At 60.4% G+C, this 21,185-nt stretch carries 20 protein-coding genes and 2 pseudogenes; 12 read left to right on the plus strand and 10 right to left on the minus strand.

The features are described 5' to 3' along the window. Window positions 1-24 precede the first annotated feature (24 nt). The 8 genes from IOD17_RS07625 to IOD17_RS07660 all read left to right on the plus strand — a co-directional run bounded on the left by IOD17_RS07625 (window position 25) and on the right by IOD17_RS07660 (window position 8,331). Window positions 25-1,500, plus strand: a complete 1,476-nt coding sequence (locus tag IOD17_RS07625) for a flavin-containing monooxygenase (RefSeq protein WP_233684456.1) — start codon at window positions 25-27, stop codon at window positions 1,498-1,500. Next, complete coding sequence (locus IOD17_RS07630; RefSeq protein ID WP_233684457.1) at window positions 1,484-2,413, plus strand: alpha/beta hydrolase; 930 nt, start codon at window positions 1,484-1,486, stop codon at window positions 2,411-2,413. The genes IOD17_RS07625 and IOD17_RS07630 overlap by 17 nt, the downstream gene beginning before the upstream one ends. Further along, a complete protein-coding gene (locus tag IOD17_RS07635) occupies window positions 2,413-3,174 on the plus strand; it encodes an SDR family oxidoreductase (protein WP_233684458.1) in 762 nt (253 codons plus the stop codon). The genes IOD17_RS07630 and IOD17_RS07635 overlap by 1 nt, the downstream gene beginning before the upstream one ends. 442 nt (window positions 3,175-3,616) lie before the next feature. Beyond that, window positions 3,617-3,952 carry a ribonuclease E inhibitor RraB gene (locus IOD17_RS07640; RefSeq protein WP_233684459.1) on the plus strand — a complete coding sequence of 112 codons (336 nt, stop codon included), beginning with the start codon at window positions 3,617-3,619 and terminating at the stop codon, window positions 3,950-3,952. 254 nt (window positions 3,953-4,206) lie between these two features. Next, a complete protein-coding gene (locus IOD17_RS07645) occupies window positions 4,207-4,914 on the plus strand; it encodes a type 1 glutamine amidotransferase (RefSeq protein WP_233684460.1) in 708 nt (235 codons plus the stop codon). 260 nt (window positions 4,915-5,174) lie between these two features. Further along, entirely contained in the window at window positions 5,175-6,584 is a 1,410-nt protein-coding gene (locus tag IOD17_RS07650; protein ID WP_233684461.1) for a circularly permuted type 2 ATP-grasp protein, read from the plus strand. 2 nt (window positions 6,585-6,586) lie between these two features. Continuing rightward, complete coding sequence (locus tag IOD17_RS07655) at window positions 6,587-7,537, plus strand: alpha-E domain-containing protein (protein WP_233684462.1); 951 nt, start codon at window positions 6,587-6,589, stop codon at window positions 7,535-7,537. Continuing rightward, window positions 7,534-8,331, plus strand: a complete 798-nt coding sequence (locus IOD17_RS07660; protein ID WP_233684463.1) for a transglutaminase family protein — start codon at window positions 7,534-7,536, stop codon at window positions 8,329-8,331. The genes IOD17_RS07655 and IOD17_RS07660 overlap by 4 nt, the downstream gene beginning before the upstream one ends. Before the next feature lie 90 nt (window positions 8,332-8,421). Here the strand turns inward: IOD17_RS07660 and IOD17_RS07665 are convergent, their stop codons facing one another. The 3 genes and pseudogenes from IOD17_RS07665 to IOD17_RS07675 all read right to left on the minus strand — a co-directional run bounded on the left by IOD17_RS07665 (window position 8,422) and on the right by IOD17_RS07675 (window position 10,154). Next, window positions 8,422-8,832, minus strand: a complete 411-nt coding sequence (locus IOD17_RS07665; RefSeq protein ID WP_233684464.1) for a hypothetical protein — start codon at window positions 8,830-8,832, stop codon at window positions 8,422-8,424. A 156-nt stretch (window positions 8,833-8,988) separates the two neighbouring features. Next, window positions 8,989-9,798, minus strand: a pseudogene (locus tag IOD17_RS07670) (c-type cytochrome). Further along, window positions 9,795-10,154, minus strand: a complete 360-nt coding sequence (locus IOD17_RS07675; RefSeq protein ID WP_233684465.1) for a rhodanese-like domain-containing protein — start codon at window positions 10,152-10,154, stop codon at window positions 9,795-9,797. The pseudogene IOD17_RS07670 and the gene IOD17_RS07675 overlap by 4 nt, the downstream one beginning before the upstream one ends. Window positions 10,155-10,872: 718 nt before the next feature. Between IOD17_RS07675 and IOD17_RS07680 the strand changes: the two genes are divergently transcribed. The 3 genes from IOD17_RS07680 (at window position 10,873) to IOD17_RS07690 (ending at window position 14,900) form a co-directional block, all read left to right on the plus strand. Further along, entirely contained in the window at window positions 10,873-12,078 is a 1,206-nt protein-coding gene (locus IOD17_RS07680; protein ID WP_233684466.1) for an acetyl-CoA C-acetyltransferase, read from the plus strand. A gap of 16 nt (window positions 12,079-12,094) precedes the next feature. Then, complete coding sequence (locus tag IOD17_RS07685; protein WP_233684467.1) at window positions 12,095-14,239, plus strand: 3-hydroxyacyl-CoA dehydrogenase NAD-binding domain-containing protein; 2,145 nt, start codon at window positions 12,095-12,097, stop codon at window positions 14,237-14,239. Window positions 14,240-14,498: 259 nt separating this feature from the next. Further along, on the plus strand, window positions 14,499-14,900 hold the full coding sequence (locus IOD17_RS07690; RefSeq protein WP_233684468.1) for a lysozyme inhibitor LprI family protein: 402 nt from the start codon (window positions 14,499-14,501) through the stop codon (window positions 14,898-14,900). A gap of 16 nt (window positions 14,901-14,916) precedes the next feature. Here the strand turns inward: IOD17_RS07690 and ptrC are convergent, their stop codons facing one another. Further along, window positions 14,917-15,114, minus strand: coding sequence for a type III secretion system co-regulatory protein PtrC (gene ptrC, locus IOD17_RS07695; RefSeq protein ID WP_233684469.1), 198 nt, complete (start codon window positions 15,112-15,114; stop codon window positions 14,917-14,919). Between the two features lie 27 nt (window positions 15,115-15,141). Continuing rightward, a complete protein-coding gene (locus IOD17_RS19310) occupies window positions 15,142-15,276 on the minus strand; it encodes a hypothetical protein (RefSeq protein ID WP_267925381.1) in 135 nt (44 codons plus the stop codon). Between the two features lie 255 nt (window positions 15,277-15,531). Here IOD17_RS19310 and IOD17_RS07700 point away from each other — a divergent pair, with 255 nt between their 5' ends. Continuing rightward, window positions 15,532-16,260, plus strand: a complete 729-nt coding sequence (locus IOD17_RS07700) for an amidotransferase (RefSeq protein WP_233684470.1) — start codon at window positions 15,532-15,534, stop codon at window positions 16,258-16,260. 117 nt (window positions 16,261-16,377) lie between these two features. Here the strand turns inward: IOD17_RS07700 and IOD17_RS07705 are convergent, their stop codons facing one another. The 5 genes and pseudogenes from IOD17_RS07705 to IOD17_RS19475 all read right to left on the minus strand — a co-directional run. Beyond that, window positions 16,378-17,349 (minus strand): magnesium and cobalt transport protein CorA, encoded by a 972-nt coding sequence (locus IOD17_RS07705; protein WP_233684471.1) that lies wholly within the window; start codon window positions 17,347-17,349, stop codon window positions 16,378-16,380. A gap of 115 nt (window positions 17,350-17,464) precedes the next feature. Continuing rightward, window positions 17,465-18,190: a 1-acylglycerol-3-phosphate O-acyltransferase gene (locus tag IOD17_RS07710; protein WP_233684472.1), complete on the minus strand. Its 726-nt coding sequence runs from the start codon at window positions 18,188-18,190 to the stop codon at window positions 17,465-17,467. A 70-nt stretch (window positions 18,191-18,260) separates the two neighbouring features. Continuing rightward, complete coding sequence (locus IOD17_RS07715) at window positions 18,261-19,109, minus strand: substrate-binding periplasmic protein (protein WP_233684473.1); 849 nt, start codon at window positions 19,107-19,109, stop codon at window positions 18,261-18,263. Window positions 19,110-19,170: 61 nt separating this feature from the next. Continuing rightward, a complete protein-coding gene (locus tag IOD17_RS19470) occupies window positions 19,171-19,998 on the minus strand; it encodes a methyl-accepting chemotaxis protein (protein WP_418904257.1) in 828 nt (275 codons plus the stop codon). 30 nt (window positions 19,999-20,028) lie between these two features. Then, window positions 20,029-21,171: pseudogene (locus IOD17_RS19475) on the minus strand (cache domain-containing sensor histidine kinase); the annotation flags it as partial. Window positions 21,172-21,185: the final 14 nt, after the last annotated feature.

Here is a 21,185-nt window from a genome sequence, read left to right on the forward strand (position 1 = left end):
CTGTTTGCGGTTGGGGATATAACAATGCACAACACTTCCCATAATCAGGCCGCTCCGCGCCTGCTGATTATTGGTAGCGGCTTTGGCGGTCTTGGCATGGCCATTCAGTTACAGAAGGCTGGCATCGAAGATTTCCTGCTGCTGGAAAAGGCCGCAGAAGTCGGCGGTACCTGGCGTGACAACAGCTATCCGGGGGCGGCCTGCGATGTGCCGTCGCACCTGTATTCGTTTTCCTTCGAGCCGAAAACCGACTGGAGCCGCACGTATGCGCCCCAGGCGGAAATCCACGGCTATATGCTGCATTGCGTGACCAAGTACCAGCTGCGCTCGCGCATTCGCTGCAATGCCGAAGTGGCCTCGGCGGCTTTCGATGCGGCGGCAGCGTTGTGGCGGGTGACCCTGAGCACGGGTGAGGAACTCTGCGCCGAGGTGCTGATCAGCGCCTGCGGTCAGCTCAATCAGCCAGCTTATCCGGCGTTGCCAGGGATCGAGCAGTTCGCCGGGGAGGCTTTTCACTCGGCGCGCTGGCGGCATGATCTGAACCTGAGCGGCAAGCGTGTGGCGGTGATCGGTACCGGCGCTTCGGCGATCCAGTTTGTTCCGCAGATTCAGCCGCAGGTGGCTGAACTCAAGTTGTTTCAACGCTCGGCGGCCTATGTGTTACCCAAGCCGGATCGTGCCTATCGGCCCTGGGAGCTGGCGTTGATGCGCCGACTACCGTGGTTGCAGCGCCTCGACCGCGGCTTCAAGTATGTGCAGCACGAGGTGCGCGGCCTGGCGTTTATCAGCATGCCGTGGCTGATGAAGCTGTTTCGCTTTAGTTTCGAGCGCCACCTCAAACAGCACATCAGTGATCCGCAACTGCGCAGCCAGCTGCAGCCGAATTACCCCATGGGCTGCAAACGCATCCTGATCAGCAATGACTACCTGCCAGCACTGACGCAGCCCAACGTGACGGTGATTAGCGAGGCGATCAGCCGTATCAGCGAGACAGCGATCATCACCGACGATGGCCGCGAGCACCCGTGCGATGTGCTGATCTACGGCACCGGCTTTGCTGCCACGGATTTTCTTGCGCCGATGCAGATTCGCGGGCTCGGTGGGCAGGAGCTGAACCAGGCCTGGCGCGACGGGGCCGAAGCGTACAAAGGCATCAGCGTCAGCGGTTTCCCCAACCTGTTTATCCTTTACGGGCCCAATACCAACCTGGGGCATAACTCGATCATTTATATGCTGGAAAGCCAGTTCCGCTACGTACTTGGCTGCATCGATTTGCTGCGTCAGCAAGGCGCCCGTTATGTCGACGTAAAAGCCACAGTGCAGCAGCGCTACAACCAGCAGATTCAAGCCAGCTCACATCGAACGATATGGGAGCAGGGCTGCTCAAGCTGGTACAAAACCGCCTCCGGCAAAAGCACCAACAACTGGCCGGGCTACACCTTTACCTATCGCCAGCAAACCCGCGCACCGGAGCCCGATGACTATGAATGCACCCGCTGAATTTACCGCCCCAGCCGCTGATCAGGTACTGCTGCGCAGCGTGCTGCGTACCAGCCTGCGCCTGCTGTTTCGTGGCTTGGTGCGTCCGCCGATGCCGATTGCCGGCCAGCGTGTGGTGCTGCGTCTGCTGACGGCGGTGAGCCCGACGCCGCGCGGTATCACCCGCAGTGTTGGCACCCTGGGTGGGCGACCCTGTGAGTGGCATAAGCCGCAGAGTGGTCGCGGCACGGTGCTGTTGTACCTGCATGGCGGGGCTTATCTGATCGGCGGGCCGAATACCCATCGGGCTATCTGTTCCAACCTGGCCAAGCGTGGGCAGATGGATGTGTGCGCGCTGGATTACCGGCTGGCACCCGAGCATCAATACCCGGCGGCCCGCGAGGATGCCCTGACCGCGTTTCAGGAATTGATAAAGCTAGGCTACAAGCCCGAGCAGATCGTGATCGGCGGCGATTCGGCCGGCGGCAACCTGAGCCTGATCACCAGTCTGCGCCTGCGTGACCAAGGGCTGCCGCAACCGGCGGCGCTGGTGTGTTTCTCCCCAGTCACCGACTTTACCGGCGCCCAGCTGAACGAGCCGCCCGCCGGTGACCCGCTGATCCACCGCAAATGGGTGGAGCAGGCGCTGGCGCTGTATTGCCCGGCCGGACTGGCCCATGACGATCCCGGTTTATCGCCACAGTTTGCTGACCTGCACGGTTTGGCGCCGTTGCTGATTCAGGTGGGTGAGGATGAAATCCTGCGTAACGACAGCCTGCGCTTTGCCGACAAGGCCAAGGCTGCCGGCGTTGATGTGCGTTTGCAGCGTTATCCTGAGTTATGGCATGTGTTCCAGGCCCACGCCGGCATGCTCAAGGCGGCGGATTTTGCCCTGGCCGAAGTGGTGAGCTTTCTGCGTGAGCGAGGTTGTTGATGAACAACATTCTGATCACGGGTGCCGCTTCCGGTATCGGCGCGGCCACCGCGAGGCTGTTTCATCAGCACGGCTGGCAGGTCGGCTTGCTCGATATCAACCATCAGGCGTTGGCCAAGCTGGCAGGCGAGCTGGGTAACGTTTGGCATGCCGAACTGGATGTCACCGACCCAGCAGCGGTCAAGGTCGCCCTGGCGGACTTCTGCGCCCTACATGGCGGCCAGTTGCGCCTGCTGTTCAATAGCGCGGGGATTTTGCAGTGTGGACACTTCGAGGACATCGAGCTGAGTGAGCATGCGCGCATCCTGCAGATCAACGTGCTGGGCCTGCTGAATATGACTCACGCGGCGTTTCCCTATCTGAAAGCCACACCCGGTGCCCAGGTAATCAATATGGGCTCGGCCTCCGGGCTGTATGGCGTACCGCATCTGGCCAGTTATTCGGCCTCAAAATTCGCTGTGCGCGGGCTGACCGAGGCGCTGGAGCTGGAGTGGGCCAAGCACGGCATTCGTGTCGGTGATCTGATGCCGCCGTTTGTCAGCACGCCGATGCTTAACAGCCAGCGCTTCCAGGCCCCGGTATTGCGCCGTCTGGGCGTCAATCTTGAGGCTGAATCCGTGGCCCAGGCCGCCTGGGCGCAGGCACAGCAGCACAAGGTGCACCGGCCGATCAGTCTGCAGTTCAAACTGCTGTACTGGTCCGGGCAAGTAACGCCCGCCTGGCTGACCCGGCGCATCATGGCCTGGCTAAGCCGTGAGTAGTCTGGCGGGACTTGATGGCTGCCCTATAAATCCTGCTGGCCCCGACGCTCGCCGCTAAAGCACCTCCCACAGCATGGGCAGCAGCTAATGCGTCTGACGCTAAACCGTGGGAGGGGCTTTAGTCGCGATACTTGAGATTCGCTGAGTTGGATATTTCGCTGGGCAAACCGCGTGCGATAGGACTAGTCTGCAATTAACGCTTCCGGCTTGTGCGTTCTGCACAAGCCTGCGTTGACCAGCCCTGGTTTCAGGTCTGGCTTATGACACATCAAGCAGCACATCGCTTGATTCTCGGGCGGCACTGCAACCGGTGCCGCGACACCGCTGAAGCTCTGGCGGTAGCAATGGGAAAGCGTTTAACAGGTCGTAGCACTGCAGTATCGACACCCAGTTGGTTCTTTAGCGTCCTGTAAATTTGTCCATCGCCTGAGGAGGTCACTTCATGAGCACAGCCTTGCACGATGATGTCAGCAACGGGGTTTTACGGCGGATGAAGGAAGGTGGCTTCGACTTTGCCAGCTTCCATCCCATCGAGTTCTACGCCATTTTCCCGGACGAGGAGCGGGCCCGCATGGCCACCCGCAAATTTCGAGGTGAATCCTTACACGCCCTGGTGACCGAGCGTGATGACGGTGCCTGGCACCTGCAAGTCAGTAAAGTAATGTTTGCGACATACCAAGGTATTGGTGACTTCGAGCATGACCTGGAGTCGGTCGTGGCGCCGCTGGGCGGCAAGCTGGATGGGTGGGGCGTAACCCAGGAGGTAAGGCAGCCCTGAGAACCTGCTTACGGTCTGCTGCGCGTCGGCCCTGCTGCGTTAAAAACAGGCTCGGAATGCTCATTTACAGCCGTAAACTCCGCTTCCTCGCCTGCTTTTGTCTTGCATGGCTCTAGCTCGCGAGATCGTAAACAGGTTCTGTAATCCAAACGCGGGCCGGCCATAAGCTGGCCCGTTTCATTTCTATTTGGCTACAGCGCTCCCCAAGCAATCACCCCTCGACCCCAACCTGCGCTTTGCTTCAGACTTGGCGCATGACCGATATCCTGATTTTCACCCACATTGATTACTGCCCGCCGGCCCATCTGGGCAAGGTGCTGGAGCAGGCTGGCCACCCATTTACCGTGCTGCGCGCGGATCTGGGTGAGCTGGACGGCATTGACCTCGACCGCCCCAAGGCTGTGGCCATCATGGGCGGGCCGATGAGCGTGAATGATCCGTTGCCCTGGTTAGCCACCGAAGTGGCCGCGCTGCAGCATTTTATCCGCCGCGATATTCCGCTGATCGGCCACTGCCTAGGCGGCCAGCTGTTGGCCAAGGCGCTGGGTGCGCAAATCAGCCACATGCCCTACACCGAAAGCGGCTGGCAGCTGCTGACCCGCCTCGATCAGGCTGCGCCCAGCCCCTGGTTGCAGCACCTGCCTGAACAGTTCCCGGTCTTTCAGTGGCATGGCGACAGCTTTGCTATTCCCGAGGGTGCGCAGCCTTTGCTCAGCAGCCCTTGGTGCAGCAACCAGGCGTTTGCCTGGGGCGATAAAGTCCTGGCCCTGCAAGGCCACCCGGAAATGGACGAGGCGCTGGTGCGCCAGTGGCTCGGCGACTGGCATCACCTGCTGGATGAAAGCCAACCGAGCCAGCAGAGCAGGGCGCAGATGCTCGACCAACTGCCGGTCAAAGTCGCTGAGTTGAACCGCGTCGCCGAAGGCTTCTATCGCCATTGGCTGCAGCTGGCTGGGCTCTGAGACCGGGCGCGGTGGATGACGTTTTACCCATCCACCGTGCTTACCTGTGGTGGATAACAAGAGCGTTCTCCACCCTGCGGAGCTTTAGCCAGGATGTTCGCCTTAAAATGGCGCGCCCTGCGACCTGGCGGTCACCAATGCGCCCCGGCTTGGTGCGTTGCTCGCGTTGCTAATACTCAAGTTGCTGATTTAAAACATTTTTATTGTATGGCGCGGGCCTTGCAAAGCTGTCTCCATGTCCGGGTGACAAGGAGTACGGCATGGCCCGCACCTTTTATGACGAGATGTACGACGCGAGCGGCGCTGTCCGCCCGCACTACCAGGCTTTTGCCCGCTGGTTGGCGGAAACACCGGATGAACTGCTGGCCCAGCGCCGCCGTGAGGCCGATCTGCTGTTCCACCGCGCCGGTATCACCTTCACCCTGTATGGCGATGATCAGGGCACCGAGCGGCTGATTCCATTCGACATCATCCCGCGCAGCATCCCGGCCAGCGAATGGCGCATGGTTGAGCGCGGCTGCATCCAGCGCGTGCAGGCGCTGAACATGTTCCTCGCCGACCTCTACCACGACCAGCGCATCATCAAGGCCGGGATCATCCCCGCCGAGCAGGTACTGGCCAACGAGGGTTACCAGATCGCCATGCAGGGTCTCAACCTGCACCGCGACCTCTATGCCCATATCGCCGGGGTCGACCTGGTGCGTGATGGCGATGGCAGCTACTACGTGCTGGAAGACAACCTGCGCACCCCCAGCGGCGTCAGCTACATGCTCGAAGACCGCAAGATGATGATGCGCCTGTTCCCCGAGCTGTTTGCCGCGCAGCGCGTGGCGCCCATCGATCACTACCCGAACCTGTTGCTCGACACGCTGAAGTCCTCCAGCCCGCTGGATAACCCCAACGTCGTGGTGCTGACCCCGGGGCGTTTCAACAGCGCTTATTTTGAGCACGCCTTCCTCGCTCGCGAAATGGGCGTGGAACTGGTCGAGGGTGCGGACCTGTTTGTGCGCGACGACAAGCTGTTTATGCGCACCACGTCTGGGGCCAAGCAGGTGGATGTGGTTTATCGCCGCCTCGACGATGCCTTTCTCGACCCACTGGCCTTCAATCCGGATTCCATGCTCGGTGTGCCCGGCCTGCTGGCCTGCTACCGCAGCGGCAACGTGGTGCTGGCCAACGCCGTGGGCACCGGGGTGGCGGACGACAAATCCATCTACCCCTATGTCGACGACATGATCCGTTTCTACCTCAGCGAAGAGCCGATCCTGAAGAACGTGCCGACCTTCCAGTGCCGCAAGCCAGCCGAGCTGTCCCATGTGCTGGCCAACCTAGAACAGCTGGTGGTCAAGGAAACCCAAGGCTCCGGCGGCTACGGCATGCTGGTCGGACCGGCCGCCACCAAGGCTGAAATCGAAGACTTCCGCGCCCGGCTGATCGCCCGCCCTGAGGCCTATATCGCCCAGCCAACCCTGTGCCTGTCGACCTGTCCGACCTTTGTCGACAACGGTATCGCGCCACGGCATATCGACCTGCGGCCGTTTGTCCTCTCCGGGCGCGAGACCCGCCTAGTGCCCGGCGGCCTGACCCGCGTCGCGCTGCGTGAAGGCTCGCTGGTGGTCAACTCGTCCCAGGGTGGCGGCACCAAAGACACCTGGGTGGTGGAGGACTAATCATGCTCAGTCGTACTGCTTCCGATCTGTACTGGATGTCGCGCTACCTGGAGCGTGCGGAAAACCTCGCGCGCATGCTCGATGTCAGCTACTCCCTGTCACTGATGCCGCAAGACGGGCAGGGCGATGGCCTGGAAGAACTGGCCATGCCGCTGCTGATTACCGGCACCCTGGATGATTATCTGGAGCGCCATGGCCCGCTGCACGCCGAGCGCATGCTGCACTTCTTCGCCCTCGATGCGAGCAATCCGGCGAGCATCTACTGCTGCCTGCAGGCCGCGCGCAGCAATGCCCACGCCGTACGCGGGCGGATCACCGCCGACATGTGGGAAAACATCAACGCCACCTGGCTGGAGATTCGCGGCATCGCCGAGCAGGGCCTGGGCCGCTACGGCATCAGCCGCTTCTGCGAGTGGGTCAAGGAACGCTCGCACCTGTTCCGTGGCGCCACCTTCGGCACCATCATGCGTGGCGACCCGTACCGCTTTATTCGCCTTGGCACCTTTATCGAACGCGCCGACAACACCCTGCGCCTGCTCGATGCCCGCTACGAAATGCTCGGCGAAGACATCGACGAAATCGACGGCCGCCCGGCGCGCAGCTACTACCAGTGGACCGCACTGCTGCGTGCGCTGTCCTCGTTCGAGGCCTTTGCCGAGATCTACCGCGGCTCGCCCGGCACGCGCAAAGTCTCCGAACTGCTCCTGCTGCGCCCAGATGTGCCGCGTTCGCTGCGCGCCTGCATGGATGAACTCAGCCTGATGCTCGCCAGCCTGCCCGGCGACAACGGCCGCCCAGCCCAGCGCCTGGCCGCTGAACTGGAAGCGCGGCTGCGCTACACCAGCATCGAAGAAGTACTCGACGAGGGCCTGCACGCCTGGCTCACCGATTTCATCCTGCTGGTTCGCCAGTTGGGCCAAGCCATCCAAAGCTCCTATCTGGAGGTCGCATGAGACTGTCAATCAGCCACGACACTACCTATCACTATGAAGATCAGGTGCGCACCAGCATCCAGTACCTGCGCATGACCCCGCACGACAGCGAGCGTCAGCAGGTGCTCAGCTGGCAGCTGACCCTGCCACGCCCGGTGCGCGCGCAGGTTGATCCCTACGGCAATATCCTGCACGTGCTGACCCTGGACGAGCCGCACGAATCCATCGTTATCGGCGCCCGTGGCCAAGTGGAGATCGATGAAGCGCGTGAAGCCGAGCACGAAAACCAGTCGGCGCTGCCGTTTCTGCGCTTTACCCGCCTCACCGAGGCCGATGAAGCCTTGCGCGAATTTGCCAAGCTAGAAAGCCGCAGCCGGCCGGACCGCAGCGGCCTGATCGATCTGATGCACGCCCTCAATGCGCATATCCGCTATGTGCCAGGCACCACGGCGGTGGAAACCAGTGCGGCTGAGGCCTTTGCTGGCGGCAAGGGCGTCTGTCAGGACCACGCCCATGCCTTCCTGGCCTGCGCACGCAGCTTGGGCGTGCCAGCGCGCTATGTGTCGGGCTACCTGTTTACCGACAGCGAAGACCACCTGGCCAGCCACGCCTGGGCCGAAGCATGGCTGGACAATGCCTGGTACAGCTTTGATGTGACCAATTGCTTGGCCAAACCGGAGCGGCATTTGAAGTTGGCGGTTGGCTTGGATTATCTGGATGCCTGCCCGGTGCGTGGCATGCGTCGTGGTGGCGGCATTGAGCAGATGCATGCGCAGGTGGAGGTTGCACCGGTGATTCGGGTGCAACAGCAGTAGGCCCTTAAAGCGCCTCTGCCTGCGTACAAAGGATGATCCGTAGGATGGGTATCGCTCTGCTCAACCCATCCTATGCGCTTGCCGTGTTTCTTATTCTGCGCTGTTGTCTCTGAACAGGGCTTCAAGTCCTGGGCTGCTTGTTTCAACCTGGGGTTGGTACAAGTAGCAGCTTATTCTTGCGTAGTTATCCAGGTCGGCACCGACCAAGCAGGTCTCTTCATACTTTTTGCCATTATCGGTAAACCTGATCCGTAGCACTTCTGTCTCACCAGCAGACTCGATGGCAGCTTGGCCAGTTACGGTATGTCCATTGATAACCTTGGAAACCTGCAACTGACTTCCCTTGTAAGCGATCTCGACGTTGCCGAGATAGGTCTGCTCAGAATCCGGTGCTTTGCCGATGAGGGTATATTTCCCCACTATCATAGCCTCCAGAAAGCTGGGTTCAGCAGCGCAATAAAGGGGTAGAAAACAGAGTGCAAATGCAATGTGTTTTTTCATGGTTGATATAGGGCCATATAAGTTTGAGAGGGGCTAAGGTGGTCTATCCAACGGTTTCTGGGTGCGCCGTTTGAAGGTTTTTCTGGTAAGTGTGAATGGGCATTTACGTTGATCATGGGGCGAAAGCTAGATCAGCTTGCCCAGGCTGCAATTTCATCAAAGGGTGACCTTTCTGCTTGCCATATGCCGCAAATACTCAATCAACTCTCCCAATTCCTTGTCACTCAATACCTCAACCGCAAACCCAGGCATCTTGCCCTGCGGCCAGCGCCGCAAGCTCTGTGGGTCGCGGATATAGCGGCTTAAAAAATCGCCACTGAAATATTCGGTCGGGTTGTGCGGAATATTCAGGTCGGGGCCGAATTGCGAGTCGCCTGCGCCATTCAGGCGATGGCAGGCCATGCAGTTCTTCTGGTATTGGGCAAAACCGGCTTGCACTGCCGGGCTGGCGTCTGCCGCTGGCAGAAGTTGTGGGAATCGCTGGGCTACCGGGGCTAGTTTGCGAATGCTGGCGAGTTGGAAGGGCCATTGCTCGGGGCCGATCTGGCTGGCGGCTGGGTTTTGCTAGACGAGATAAAACGGCCCGGCGCTGGGTTTGCCGTTGCCCAGTGCGGGCCAGGGTTGTGCTGGGTCTTCGATGGCCAGCCAGGCTTGGCTGGCGGTTTGGTTGAGTGCAGGAGCCGCAGACAGTTCGGCGGCAAAGCCGTCGCTGGCCACCAGTTGCAGGTGATCGCCCGGCTGCACGCCTTTAAGCAGCGCGGCCAACGGCACGGCGCGGTAGTGCATGTCGCGTTTGTAGCTGACGTCGTTGTGGATTTCGATGGTTTGCGCCTGCGGGTGGGTGAGCAGTTCGGCGCTGCTCAGGTGCTGGCTGCCGTTGCCCAGTTCCAGGGTCAGTTCGGCGGCGTGCAGGTGAGTGAAGGGTAAGAGGGCGAGCAGGGCGATAGCGAGGGTGCGTGTGTTCAATCCTGCGACTCCAGGGCCAGTTTCAGTTCGTCGTAGCCGCCGGCGTTGATCAGGTTGTTGTAGCCCATGGCGCGCAGGCTTTCTTCGGCGATACCTGAGCGGCGGCCGCTGCGGCAATACAGCACGATGGGCGTGTCTTTGTCCGGGGCTAGGGCGCTGATGCGGTTGGCGATCTGTTCATGGTCGATCTGTTCGGCACCGGGCAACGCGCCGGCGGCGAATTCTTCGGCGGTGCGCACATCAATCAGCACGCTGTCAGGCGATTGCAGGGCGACGACGGCGGCGTTGAGTTCGGCTTCGCCGGCCAGCAGTGGCAGGCTGACCAGCAGGCCGAGGGTGGCAAGTAGGGTGCGCATGGCGGGCTCCTTGGGGTGATTGAAATCACCCTAGCACAGGCCGTTGCGTGCGCGATGCTGGCAAACGCGCTGCCACTGCCGACGCACGCTACGGTGGTCAGCAGGGCAGGGTTTCAGGGGCTGGACGCGAACCATTTGTGGGGATGGAGGCGCAGCAGGATTCGGGTTAGCTGACCAGTCGGGTCAGGTTGGGAAGAATCAGGATCAGGGTGGTGGCAAAAACGATCATGCCTGCCTGGCGCATTTTTATGGGATTGAGCATGGCGAGTGGCCTTGTTGTTTTCTGCGGCGCGGTCGTCGCGCTCCTGCGTACTGCGCGGAGGCGATGCCACGTCTCGTGTTGATCATTCAAGCCGTCCCGGCAAAACCCGGCGACGACGCCGACAGCGGTCAATCGACAGGGCAATTGCCGATGACCTGATTCAACTGTAGAGCTGGGCTGGCAGCGGCTATAGACGCCTTGATTACTAAATCGCACTGGCTAGTTGCCAGCAGTTATGAGGCGTGCCAGGTGGGTGCCAAGCAGCCCTTGAGCTAGACGCGCTTGTTGTCCTTTGCCCAGCGATTGACCGTTTGTCTGAGCTGAGCGGTCAATATGCCTGAGCACTTCGGTCATTGAGCCTGCTTCCGCGCGGCGTATGGTAGGCCCACTCAACAAAAACAGGCGCGGGCCTCACCTGCGCCATCAGCCACCCTCCATTGGAGGTCTGAGGACGCCATGACCGAAGCATATATTTTCGATGCCGTGCGCACGCCACGCGGCAAGGGCAAGAAGGACGGGGCGCTCTACAGCGTCAAGCCTGTCGACCTGATCGCCGGCCTGCTCAAGGCGCTGCAAGCGCGCAATAACCTGGACACCAGCCAGGTCGATGACATCGTGCTCGGCTGTGTAACACCGGTGGGTGATCAGGGCGCGGACATTGCCAAGACGGCCGCCATGGTTGCCGATTGGGATGTCAGCGTGTCGGGCGTACAGCTCAACCGTTTTTGCGCTTCGGGCCTGGAAGCGGTCAACATCGGCGCGATGAAGGTGCGTTCCGGTTTCGAGGATCTGGTAGTGGTCGGCGGTGTCGAGTCGATGTCGCGCATTCCCATGGGTTCCGATGGCGGCGCCTGGGTGATGGATCCAGCCACCAATATGCACACCCATTTCACCCCGCAGGGTATTGGCGCCGATTTGATCGCCACCCTGGAAGGTTTCAGCCGCACGGACGTTGACAGCTTTGCTCTGCGCTCGCAGCAGAAAGCTGCCCGCGCCAGCAAGGACGGCTCGTTCAGCAAATCGCTGATTCCGGTGGCCGACCAGAACGGCATTGTGCTGCTCGATCACGATGAGTTTATCCGTGGCGAATCCACCCTCGAAGGCCTGGGCAAGCTCAAGCCGAGCTTCGAGATGATGGGCCAGATGGGCTTCGACAGCACCGCGCTGCGTGTCTACAGCCATGTTGAGCAGATCAACCACGTACACACCCCAGGCAACAGCTCGGGCATCGTCGATGGCTCGGCCCTGATGCTTATCGGCTCCGAGGCCAAAGGCCGCGAGCTGGGTCTGAAGCCGCGTGCACGCATCGTTGCCACCGCCGTGACCAGCACCGACCCGACCATCATGCTTACCGGCCCGGCGCCGGCCACTCGTAAGGCGTTGGCCAAGGCTGGGCTGAACGTCAATGACATCGACCTGTTCGAGGTCAACGAGGCGTTCGCTTCGGTGGTGATGAAGTTTATGAAGGACATGGGCGTCAGCGAGGACAAGGTCAACGTCAACGGCGGCTCCATCGCCATGGGTCATCCGCTGGGTGCAACCGGTTGCGCCATTCTCGGCACCCTGATCGACGAGTTGGAGAAGCGCAAGTTGCGCTATGGCCTGGCCACCCTGTGCGTAGGTGGTGGCATGGGCATCGCCACCATCATTGAACGAGTTTGAGGCGGAGATAAGAAAAATGACTGACGCCATCCGTTACGAAAAAGGCCAGGACAATATCGTCGTTCTGACCATGGACATGCCTGGCCAGAGCGCCAACACCATGAACGCGGTGTACCGCGAAGCCATGGGCAAGATCGTCGACCGCCTGGAAGCCGAGAAGGATTCCATTGCCGGGGTCATCCTCACCTCCGCGAAGAAGACTTTCTTCGCCGGCGGCGACCTCAATGAGCTGATCAAGGTCACCAAGGCCGACGCGCCGGCCTTCTACCAGATGATCCTCAACATCAAGGGCCAACTGCGTCGCTTGGAAACCCTGGGTAAGCCGGTGGTTGCGGCGATCAACGGTGCAGCCCTGGGCGGCGGCTGGGAAATTGCTCTGGCCTGCCATCACCGTATCGCCCTGAACAATTCCAGCATTCAGCTCGGCCTGCCGGAAGTGACCCTTGGCCTGCTGCCAGGCGGCGGCGGGGTGGTGCGCATGGTGCGCATCCTCGGCCTGGAAAAAGCCCTGCCGTACCTGGCCGAAGGCAAGAAGGTGCGTCCTGATGCGGCGCTCAAAGCCGGCCTGATCCATGAACTGGCCAGTGACAGCGATGACCTGCTGGCCAAGGCGCGCGCCTTTATCGCCGCCAACCCGACGGCTGTGCAGCCCTGGGATGTGAAAGGCTACAAGATTCCCGGCGGTACACCGTCCAGCCCGAATGTGGCGCAGATGCTGGCTATCGCGCCAAGCGTGCTGCGTGACAAGACCAAGGGCTGCTTCCCGGCGCCGGAGAAGATCATGTGCGCCGCCGTTGAGGGCGCACAGGTCGATTTCGACACCGCGCAGATCATCGAAGCGCGCTACTTCACCGAGCTGACCACCGGTCAGGTGGCGAAGAACATGATTGGCACCTTCTGGTTCCAGCTCAATGAAATCAACGCCGGCGGCTCACGCCCACAAGGCTTCGAGCCTTACGTGACCAAGAAGGTCGGTGTGCTCGGTGCCGGCATGATGGGTGCCGGTATTGCCTACGTGTCGGCGGTCGCCGGTATCGAGGTGGTGCTCAAGGATATCTCCATCGAAGCCGCTGAGAAGGGCAAAAGCTACTCGGCCAAGCTGCTGGAGAAAAAGGTCGGCCGTGGCCAGATGAGCGCCGAGAAGCGCGATGGCATTCTGGCGCGGATCAAACCCACTGTCAGTGACGCTGATTTCGAGGGCTGCGACCTGATTATCGAAGCGGTATTCGAGGATCGTGACCTCAAGGCCAATGTCACCGCAGCGGCCGAACGTGCGGCGCTGGCGGATGCGGTAATCGCCTCCAACACCTCGACTCTACCGATCACCGGCCTGGCCACGGCTGTGCAGAAGCAGGACAAGTTTATCGGCCTGCATTTCTTCAGCCCGGTGGACAAGATGCCGTTGGTGGAAATCATCAAGGGCGAGCAGACCAGCGACGAGACCCTGGCGCGTGGTTTTGACTACGTCATGCAGATCAAGAAGACCCCGATCGTGGTCAACGACAGCCGCGGCTTCTTCACCTCGCGGGTGTTCGGAACTTTCACCAATGAAGGCCTGGCCATGTTGGGTGAGGGCGTGAGCGCGGCGATGATCGAGAACGAAGCGCGCAAGGCCGGTATGCCGGTTGGCCCGCTGGCGATCAGCGACGAAGTGTCGATGAGCCTGATGAACCATATCCGTCAGCAGACCATCAAGGACCTCGCTGCCGAAGGCAAGCAGATTCCCGAGCACCCGGCGTTTGCGGTGATCGACATGATGCTCAACGAGTACAAGCGCCCGGGCAAGGCGGCGGGTGCGGGCTTCTACGATTACCCGGCCGGTGGCAAGAAGCACCTGTGGCCGGAACTCAAGGCGCGTTTCGAGAAGAGCGAGGCGCAGATTTCGCAGATCGACGTGCGGGATCGCATCCTGTTTATCCAGGCCATCGAAACCGTGCGCTGCGTGGAAGAGGGCGTGCTCAAGTCGGTAGCCGATGCCAACATCGGCTCGATCATGGGCATCGGCTTTGCTGCCTGGACCGGCGGTGCGCTGCAATTTATCAACCAGTACGGAGTGAAGGACTTTGTCGCCCGCGCCCAGTACTTGGCTGAGCAGTACGGCGAGCGCTTCCTGCCGCCGGCGTTGTTGTTGGAGAAGGCGGCGAAGAACGAAAGTTTCTAACTCCGTCGCGTTAAGGCAGAGGCACTGAAAACCGGCTCCCTGTGAGCCGGTTTTTTTTATGGGCATGGCACTAGCGGGCTGTTGAAAAACGTAAGCGAGGCAGCCAGTGCAAGGCAAAAGCAGGCGAGAATGCGGAGTTTACGAGCTGTAAATGAGCAGCTCGAGCCTGCTTTTAACGCAGCAATGGCAACGCAGGTAGTTTTTAGCAGCTTGCTAGACTGCTGAAACGGCCACGCGGGCGTGGCGCAAGGGAGGTGTTATGAAAATCAGGATAAGCAGTGCGCTGGCAATCAGCCTGGGCTTGCTGGCGGTGCCGGCATGGGCCGATGACTGCGCCAATGCCATGGATCAGTTCAGCCTCAATCAGTGCGCGGCGGCGGACTATGCCGCTCAGGATAAACGTCTGAACCAGCTCTACGGCGATTACCGCAAGCGTCTGGATGATGGGCAGAAACAGCAGCTCAAGGAGGTGCAACTGGCCTGGATCAAGTTCCGTGATCTGGCTTGTGCGTTCGAGTCAGCGTCGGTGGAAGGTGGTTCGGCCTATCCGATGGTGCTTAACGGCTGCCTTGCGCAAAAGACCGCCGCGCGGGTCAAGGAGCTGGAGCAGCTGGCCGTATGTGAAGAAGGCGACCTGAGCTGCCCGATGCCTGCGCAATAGTCAGCTTGAGCGGTTTTCAGCACGCTTGGCGGCCGCAAACCAGTTGCTGGATGGCCTGACGCTCGCTCAGTTGGGTGGGCATGCGCAGGGTCGCCAGGCTGCCGTCGCCCAACGCAATGGCCAGTTCTGACTCGAAGTGGATGCCACTGCTGTCGACCGTGGCGTAGGTCACGCCGTAGACGTTCTGGTTGCTAAGTGTTTGGGCGATGCTCATGGCGTTCTCCTGAGGCTGATAACGCTGTTATTGGCCGGTGCGCTGGGTGGTGCGCTGTTGAGTGGTCTGCACCTGTTGCGCCTGTCGAATGCTGCTGGCGCTGTGGCTGCTATTGAAGGCTGAGGCGGCCAGCAGGCTGGCGATGGCGGAGAAACTGGTCATGGGAGTGTCCTCTTCTGGGGTGGGGCGCAGGGCCCGATGACCAGATCATCGGCTTGTGCCGTTATCGACAGAAGTGAATGGTGCTTATGGTGACTATCGAGGGCGCTGATGGTCCGCATGCCGGGTTTTTACAGCGGCTGCAGAAGCAGCGGGTAATTGGTCGGGTTGGCCCCAGAACTATTGCCATGCAGGCTGTCAGCAGGCACGCTTGCGCGCTGGAAAAACAACCCTCCTGCGCCCTAGGTAACCGCCCATATGCCGCTGCAGATCTGCATCCTGGAAACCGATGTTCTTCGCCCTGAATTGGTCGACCAATACGACAGTTATGGCCGTATGTTCGAGCAATTGTTCGCCCGTCAGCCGATTGCTGCCGAGTTCAAGGTGTACAACGTGATGGAGGGGCATTACCCGCCGGATAGCGAGCGCTACGATGCGTATCTGGTGACGGGCAGCAAGGCAGATTCCTTTGGCAGCGACGCCTGGATCCAGACGCTGAAAACCTATCTGCTGGAGCGTTATGCCCGTGGCGACAAGCTGCTCGGCGTGTGTTTCGGGCACCAGCTGCTGGCGCTGCTGCTGGGCGGCAAGGCCGAGCGCGCCGTGCAAGGCTGGGGCGTGGGTATTCATCAATACCGTATGGAAAACAAGCCGAGCTGGATGAGCCCAGATCTGGAAGACCTGACGCTGCTGATCAGCCACCAGGACCAGGTGACTCAACTGCCGGAGAACGCGACCTTGCTCGCCAGCAGCGAGTTCTGCCCGATTGCCTCCTACTGCATCGGCGACCAGGTGCTGTGCTTCCAGGGCCATCCCGAGTTTGTGCATGACTACTCGCGTGCGCTGCTTGACCTGCGTCAGCAACATATCGGTGAGCCGGCCTATACCCGCGGTGTTGACAGCCTGCAGCATGATCACCAGGGCCATATGGTCGCCGAGTGGATGATGCGCTTTGTCGCCCATGGCCGTGCCGGCCTTGCCGACTAAGCGTTGGTGGATGCAGAAAGCCCGGTCAGTGACCGGGCTTTTTTATGGCGTGCTATTTATGGCCGCCACCCTCTGGACTGCCAATCTGCAGTGTTAACAACCGTTCCAGGCGATTTTTTATAACCAGCCGTAATGCTTGAAGCTGGCATACAGGCTGATGCAGCCGGTGGTGATGACACCGAGTACGGCGAAATAGCCGTACTGCCAGGTCAGCTCGGGCATGTTCTGAAAGTTCATCCCGTAGATGCCGGCCACTGCCGTGGGGAAGGCGAGGATCGCTGCCCAGGCGGCGAACTTGCGCTGGGTAACGCTTTGCCGGGACGACTCCAGCAGCAGGCCGATCTCGATGGCGTGGTCGGCCATTTCGCGCAGGGCGGTAAGGTCTTCCAGCAGACGGTTGACGTGAATCGCCACGTCGCGGAAGTAGGGGCGCATGTTCTTGTCGATAAACGGGAAGTCCAGGCGTTGCAGTTCCTGGCAGATTTCCGCCAGCGGCCCGATATAGCGGCGCAGACGCAGCAGGTCGCGGCGCAGGCCCTGGATGCGCTCGACATCGGCCTGACTGAGCGGGTGCTTGAGCACCTGCTGCTCAACCTCCTCAAGTTCGCTGTGGTAGCTGTCCATCAGCGGGCGGTAGTTCTCGATGACGAAGCTGAGCAGGGCGTAGAGCACGAAATCTTCGCCGTGCTCAAGCAGCAGCGGGCGTGCCTCGCAGCGCTGGCGTACCTGCGAATAGGGCGCCGACTCACCGTAGCGGGCGCTGATGATGTAGCCGTTGCCGGCAAACAGCTGGGTTTCGGCAAAGGTCAGTTCGCCATTGACGCGAATGGGCGAGTAAAGCACCAGAAACAGTGCATCGCCAAAGGTCTCCAGCTTGGGCCGGGTGTGTCGCTGCAGGGCGTCTTCCAGAGCCAGCTCATGCAGGTCGAATTGCCGCTGCAGGTTACTCAGCTCCTCGCTGCCGGGGTCGTGCAGGCCGATCCAGACAAAGTGGCCGGGCTTTTTCGCCCACTGCTTGCCCTCATCAAGGCTGATATTGCTGACTTTCAGCCCTTTGCTGTAAACAGCGGCGGCAACCACTCGCCCCATGATGCATCCCTTATTGGCTGGTTTCAGCACGCAGCTTAGCGGCTTCGCCGTGCTCGGTGTGAATGCCAATAAAAAGCCCAGCACGAGGGCTGGGCTTATGGGCAGCGGGTAATGCTCAGACTCGCTGCGTCAACTGCTGATCCATGGCCTCGATGCATTGCTGCATCTGCGTACGGCAGGTTTCGATCAACTGGGGTAGGTCGTCCTGGCTCAGGCCAGCTGTGGGGATGGCTGGCAGCGAGCGGATCATGATATCGCCGCTGTTCCAGCGGTTGAGCTGGATATGGTTGACGTAGGTGCTGACACACACCGGGATAATCGGCACGCCAGCAGCAATCGCCATCTGGAACGCGCCTTTCTTGAACGGCAACAGGCCTTTGCCCAGGTTGCGCGTGCCTTCAGGGAAGACCCAGATCGAGGTGTCTTTGTGCTTCAAGGTGTCGGTAGTGGTGAGCATGGCCTGTTTGGCGCGAATCGCGTTGCCACGGTCGAGCAGCACATTGCCGGCCAGCCAATAGAGCTGGCCGAAGAAGGGCACCCATTTCAGGCTTTTCTTGCCGATGCTTACGGTACGCTCGGGCACCACGCGGCCGAGCACATAGAGGTCGTAGTTGGACTGGTGGTTGGCCACGATTACGCAGGCACGTTGATGGTCAAGCAGCGGTTGTACGTCGGTCTTGAGCTTCCAGCGCAAAAACCATTGCGCCGGTACGCTGTAGAGACGGGCGCACAGGCGGCTGTTATCCGGGTTGAACGGGCGGCAGATGCCGAGCAACAGGCCCAGGATGCCAGCGAGGATAAAGTGCACGCCCATCGCCAGCATGCGCAGAAGAAAAAGCATTTGGTACGCCCGTCATAGGAAAAAGGCGCGCAGTGTACGGGCGTGCACTGCTTTCAGCAATTGATGCCGATCAGAGGTTGTTGCCGGTTGTGTTAGTCGTACCGATGGCTGAGCGCAGGTCGATAGCGCTGTAACGTGAGGCCAGGCGAGCGATGCTGCCATCTGCTTCAAGGCCCAGCAGGGCCTGATCCAGGCGCTGCATAAAATCCTGTTTATAGGGATAGGCCTCTGAGTTGGCGCGGGTATAGCCCAGGTGGCCATGTTCGCTGGATAGTCTCGGTCCTTCGACTAGCCAGCCCAGCCCGGCATTGCCCAGCAGACCTTGATCGCGCATCTGTTGCAGTTCCCAGAGGATCGACAGGCGATCGTTGATGTACACGTCGATGCGCTGACGTTTGAGTTGCAACAGGTTGGTGTGGTTGTCGCTGGCGTAGCTCTGCTGCACCTGGCCTGCGGCCAGCATGCGTTTGTAATCGGGGGCGGCGATGATATTGAAGCCCCGGTTGAGACCAACGCGCAACCCGGCATAGGCCGCCGGGAAATCTTCGATGGCCCGTTGCTGGGCCAGTTCGCTGCGCACGAAGGCCACCACGCTTTCCTCCAGAATCGGCCGCGAGTAATCCATCCACGGCCGTTCAACGGGGCGGTAATAGGGTGGGAACAGGGCAAAGGCCGTACCTTTTTCTACGGCCGCCAGGCCACGTGGCCAGGGCACTGGACGGATGCTGATGCGATAGCCCGGCATGCGGGCAAAGGCCGCACGCAGAATATCGCTGTAGAGGCCCTTGGCTTCACCGTTTTCGGCATAGCTGTAGGGTGGATAACTGGCGTCACACAGTACCGTAACACTGATGGGCGTTTGTGCCAGAGCCGTACCCTGTACAGCCAGACACAGTAGCCACGCTACGAGTATGCGCATGCCCAATCTCCTTATCGGTTGGCGCTGGCTGCGTGGTGAGGCGCAGCCTGATGTATGGAAGTCAGACCTTGAAGCGACCGAGCAGGTGATCCTGTTGACCCACCTGATCAACCATCACGGCGCACTGGCGCACCTGTTCTTCGGCACCCGCAGCGACCTCATGGCTGATGTCGCGAATATTGGTGGTGTTGCGGTTGATTTCCTCGGTAGTGGCGCTTTGCTGCTCCGCGGCGGTGGCGATCTGCAGGTTCATGTCGTTGATTCGGGTGATCGCGTCACGAATGCGTCCGAGCATGTCGTTGGCCGCTCCTGCATCTTCGGCGGTCTTGCTGGCGGTGTCACGGCTTTGCTGCATGCGCGACTCGGCCTGTTTCACCCCGGATTGCAACTGGTCGATCATCTGGCGGATTTCCTGAGTCGACTGCTGGGTGCGCGATGCCAGTGAGCGCACCTCATCGGCGACCACGGCAAAACCGCGGCCGGACTCCCCGGCGCGGGCAGCTTCGATGGCGGCGTTGAGCGCGAGCAGGTTGGTCTGGTCGGCAATGCTGGTGATCACCGAGAGAATCGACTCGATATTGTGGCTGAGCTTGGCCAGCTCGTTGATCGCATGGCTGGTTTCGTCCATTTCTTCGGCCAGGTTCTTGATCGCCTCGGTCGAGCGCGAGACTACACGTACGCCGTTCTCGGTTTCTTCATTGGCGGCAATGGCGGCTTGCGCGGCGGCCTGGGCATTGCGTGCGACTTCTTCGGCGGTGGAGGCCATTTCCTGCATGGCGGTGGCCAGTTGATCCAGCTCTTGCAATTGCTGTTGCAGGCGATTGGCGGCTTGATCGGCCTCGCTGGAGGTCAGTGTGGTGCTTTCACGCACCTGTCTGGAACTGCCCATGACCTCGCTGATCAGACTCTGCAGACTTTGCAGGAAACTATTGAACTCCTTGGAAACCAGGGCGATTTCATCGTTGCCGGCGGCTGGCAGGCGGCGGGTCAGGTCGCCTTCACCGCTGTTCACTTCATGCAGGGAGTTGTGCAGATGACCGAGGGGTTTGAGCAGGCTGTTCATCAAAACGCCCAGCACGATCAGGCTGATGATCACCCCCAGTACGGTGCCGATTACTGCGCGCCAGCTCAGGGCATTGGCTTCGGCCATGACAATGCTTTTGTCCAGCACCACACCGATATACCAATCCATGCCCTTGAGGTTGGGCAGTGGGGTAAAGGACACCAGCAGGTCCTTGTCGGCGCCGCTGATGTCCTGCAAATCCTTGTTCAGTGCTGGGCTTTGGCCGGCGAACAACTCGCTGTAGCTCTTACCGTTGAGGTCGGTGTTGGGGTGGGAAATGATGTTGCCGTTGCGGGTTAGCAGAAAGGCGTAGCCCGCGCCGTTGAAGTCCAGGGTGTTGACTGCGTCCGCTACGGTTTTCAGGCGGATGTCACCGCCCAGTACACCGAGGAATTCGCCAGCGTTGGTGATGCGGGTAACGGCGGAAATCAGGATTTCCCCGGTGGTGGAGTCCACATAGGGTTCAGTCAGTAGCGCCTGGCTACCGGCCTTGCCGGTGGCATACCAAGGCCGTTGGCGACCGTCCCATTCCGGCGCTGGTTTCCACTCGTCGGTGTTCTTGATCGGCTTGCCATCGCTTTGCAGAGCACCGAAGACCAGGATGAATTCGTTCTTCAGCATCGGTGTATTGACGATGCGCTGGGTTTCTTCGGGGCTGTAGTTGCTGTCGATGCTTTGCGCCATCAGATCCATCAACTTGAGCTTGGCATTGAGCCAGTTCTCGATCTGCCGTGCCAATGCGTTACTGGATTCGGCGATGCTGGCGGCTACCTGGCTGTGCAGGGTTTCGCGAACCTGGCTGACCTGCGCCAGTGACAGCAGGCTGGTAGTAAGGAACAGGACGATGGCCGCAGCCAGGCCAACCTTGTGAGCAATCTTCATAGCACGCTCCCCGCGGCAATTTCGAATAGATCGGTGGGGGCCTCGCTCCTTGGCCTTACCTTCTAAAAGTAATACAGACTGGGGAGATTGCCCGGTTGATTGCCAGTGTTTTGCCATTAAACGCAAAAGCC

The organism is Pseudomonas anguilliseptica (assembly GCF_021375795.1).
In the GTDB taxonomy this organism is placed as follows: domain Bacteria; phylum Pseudomonadota; class Gammaproteobacteria; order Pseudomonadales; family Pseudomonadaceae; genus Aquipseudomonas; species Aquipseudomonas anguilliseptica_A.

Coding starts and splice junctions, on each gene's coding strand:
- IOD17_RS07715 (WP_233684473.1), bottom strand. CDS start 19,109: ATGCGCATACTCGTAGCGTGGCTACTGTGTCTGGCTGTACAGGGTACG.
- IOD17_RS07690 (WP_233684468.1), top strand. CDS start 14,499: ATGAAAATCAGGATAAGCAGTGCGCTGGCAATCAGCCTGGGCTTGCTG.
- IOD17_RS07630 (WP_233684457.1), top strand. CDS start 1,484: ATGAATGCACCCGCTGAATTTACCGCCCCAGCCGCTGATCAGGTACTG.
- ptrC (WP_233684469.1), bottom strand. CDS start 15,114: ATGAGCATCGCCCAAACACTTAGCAACCAGAACGTCTACGGCGTGACC.
- IOD17_RS07665 (WP_233684464.1), bottom strand. CDS start 8,832: ATGAAAAAACACATTGCATTTGCACTCTGTTTTCTACCCCTTTATTGC.
- IOD17_RS07705 (WP_233684471.1), bottom strand. CDS start 17,349: ATGGGGCGAGTGGTTGCCGCCGCTGTTTACAGCAAAGGGCTGAAAGTC.
- IOD17_RS07625 (WP_233684456.1), top strand. CDS start 25: ATGCACAACACTTCCCATAATCAGGCCGCTCCGCGCCTGCTGATTATT.
- IOD17_RS07655 (WP_233684462.1), top strand. CDS start 6,587: ATGCTCAGTCGTACTGCTTCCGATCTGTACTGGATGTCGCGCTACCTG.
- IOD17_RS07680 (WP_233684466.1), top strand. CDS start 10,873: ATGACCGAAGCATATATTTTCGATGCCGTGCGCACGCCACGCGGCAAG.
- IOD17_RS19470 (WP_418904257.1), bottom strand. CDS start 19,998: ATGGGCAGTTCCAGACAGGTGCGTGAAAGCACCACACTGACCTCCAGC.
- IOD17_RS07675 (WP_233684465.1), bottom strand. CDS start 10,154: ATGCGCACCCTACTTGCCACCCTCGGCCTGCTGGTCAGCCTGCCACTG.
- IOD17_RS07645 (WP_233684460.1), top strand. CDS start 4,207: ATGACCGATATCCTGATTTTCACCCACATTGATTACTGCCCGCCGGCC.
- IOD17_RS07640 (WP_233684459.1), top strand. CDS start 3,617: ATGAGCACAGCCTTGCACGATGATGTCAGCAACGGGGTTTTACGGCGG.
- IOD17_RS07710 (WP_233684472.1), bottom strand. CDS start 18,190: ATGCTTTTTCTTCTGCGCATGCTGGCGATGGGCGTGCACTTTATCCTC.
- IOD17_RS07660 (WP_233684463.1), top strand. CDS start 7,534: ATGAGACTGTCAATCAGCCACGACACTACCTATCACTATGAAGATCAG.
- IOD17_RS07700 (WP_233684470.1), top strand. CDS start 15,532: ATGCCGCTGCAGATCTGCATCCTGGAAACCGATGTTCTTCGCCCTGAA.
- IOD17_RS07650 (WP_233684461.1), top strand. CDS start 5,175: ATGGCCCGCACCTTTTATGACGAGATGTACGACGCGAGCGGCGCTGTC.
- IOD17_RS07635 (WP_233684458.1), top strand. CDS start 2,413: ATGAACAACATTCTGATCACGGGTGCCGCTTCCGGTATCGGCGCGGCC.
- IOD17_RS19310 (WP_267925381.1), bottom strand. CDS start 15,276: ATGACCAGTTTCTCCGCCATCGCCAGCCTGCTGGCCGCCTCAGCCTTC.
- IOD17_RS07685 (WP_233684467.1), top strand. CDS start 12,095: ATGACTGACGCCATCCGTTACGAAAAAGGCCAGGACAATATCGTCGTT.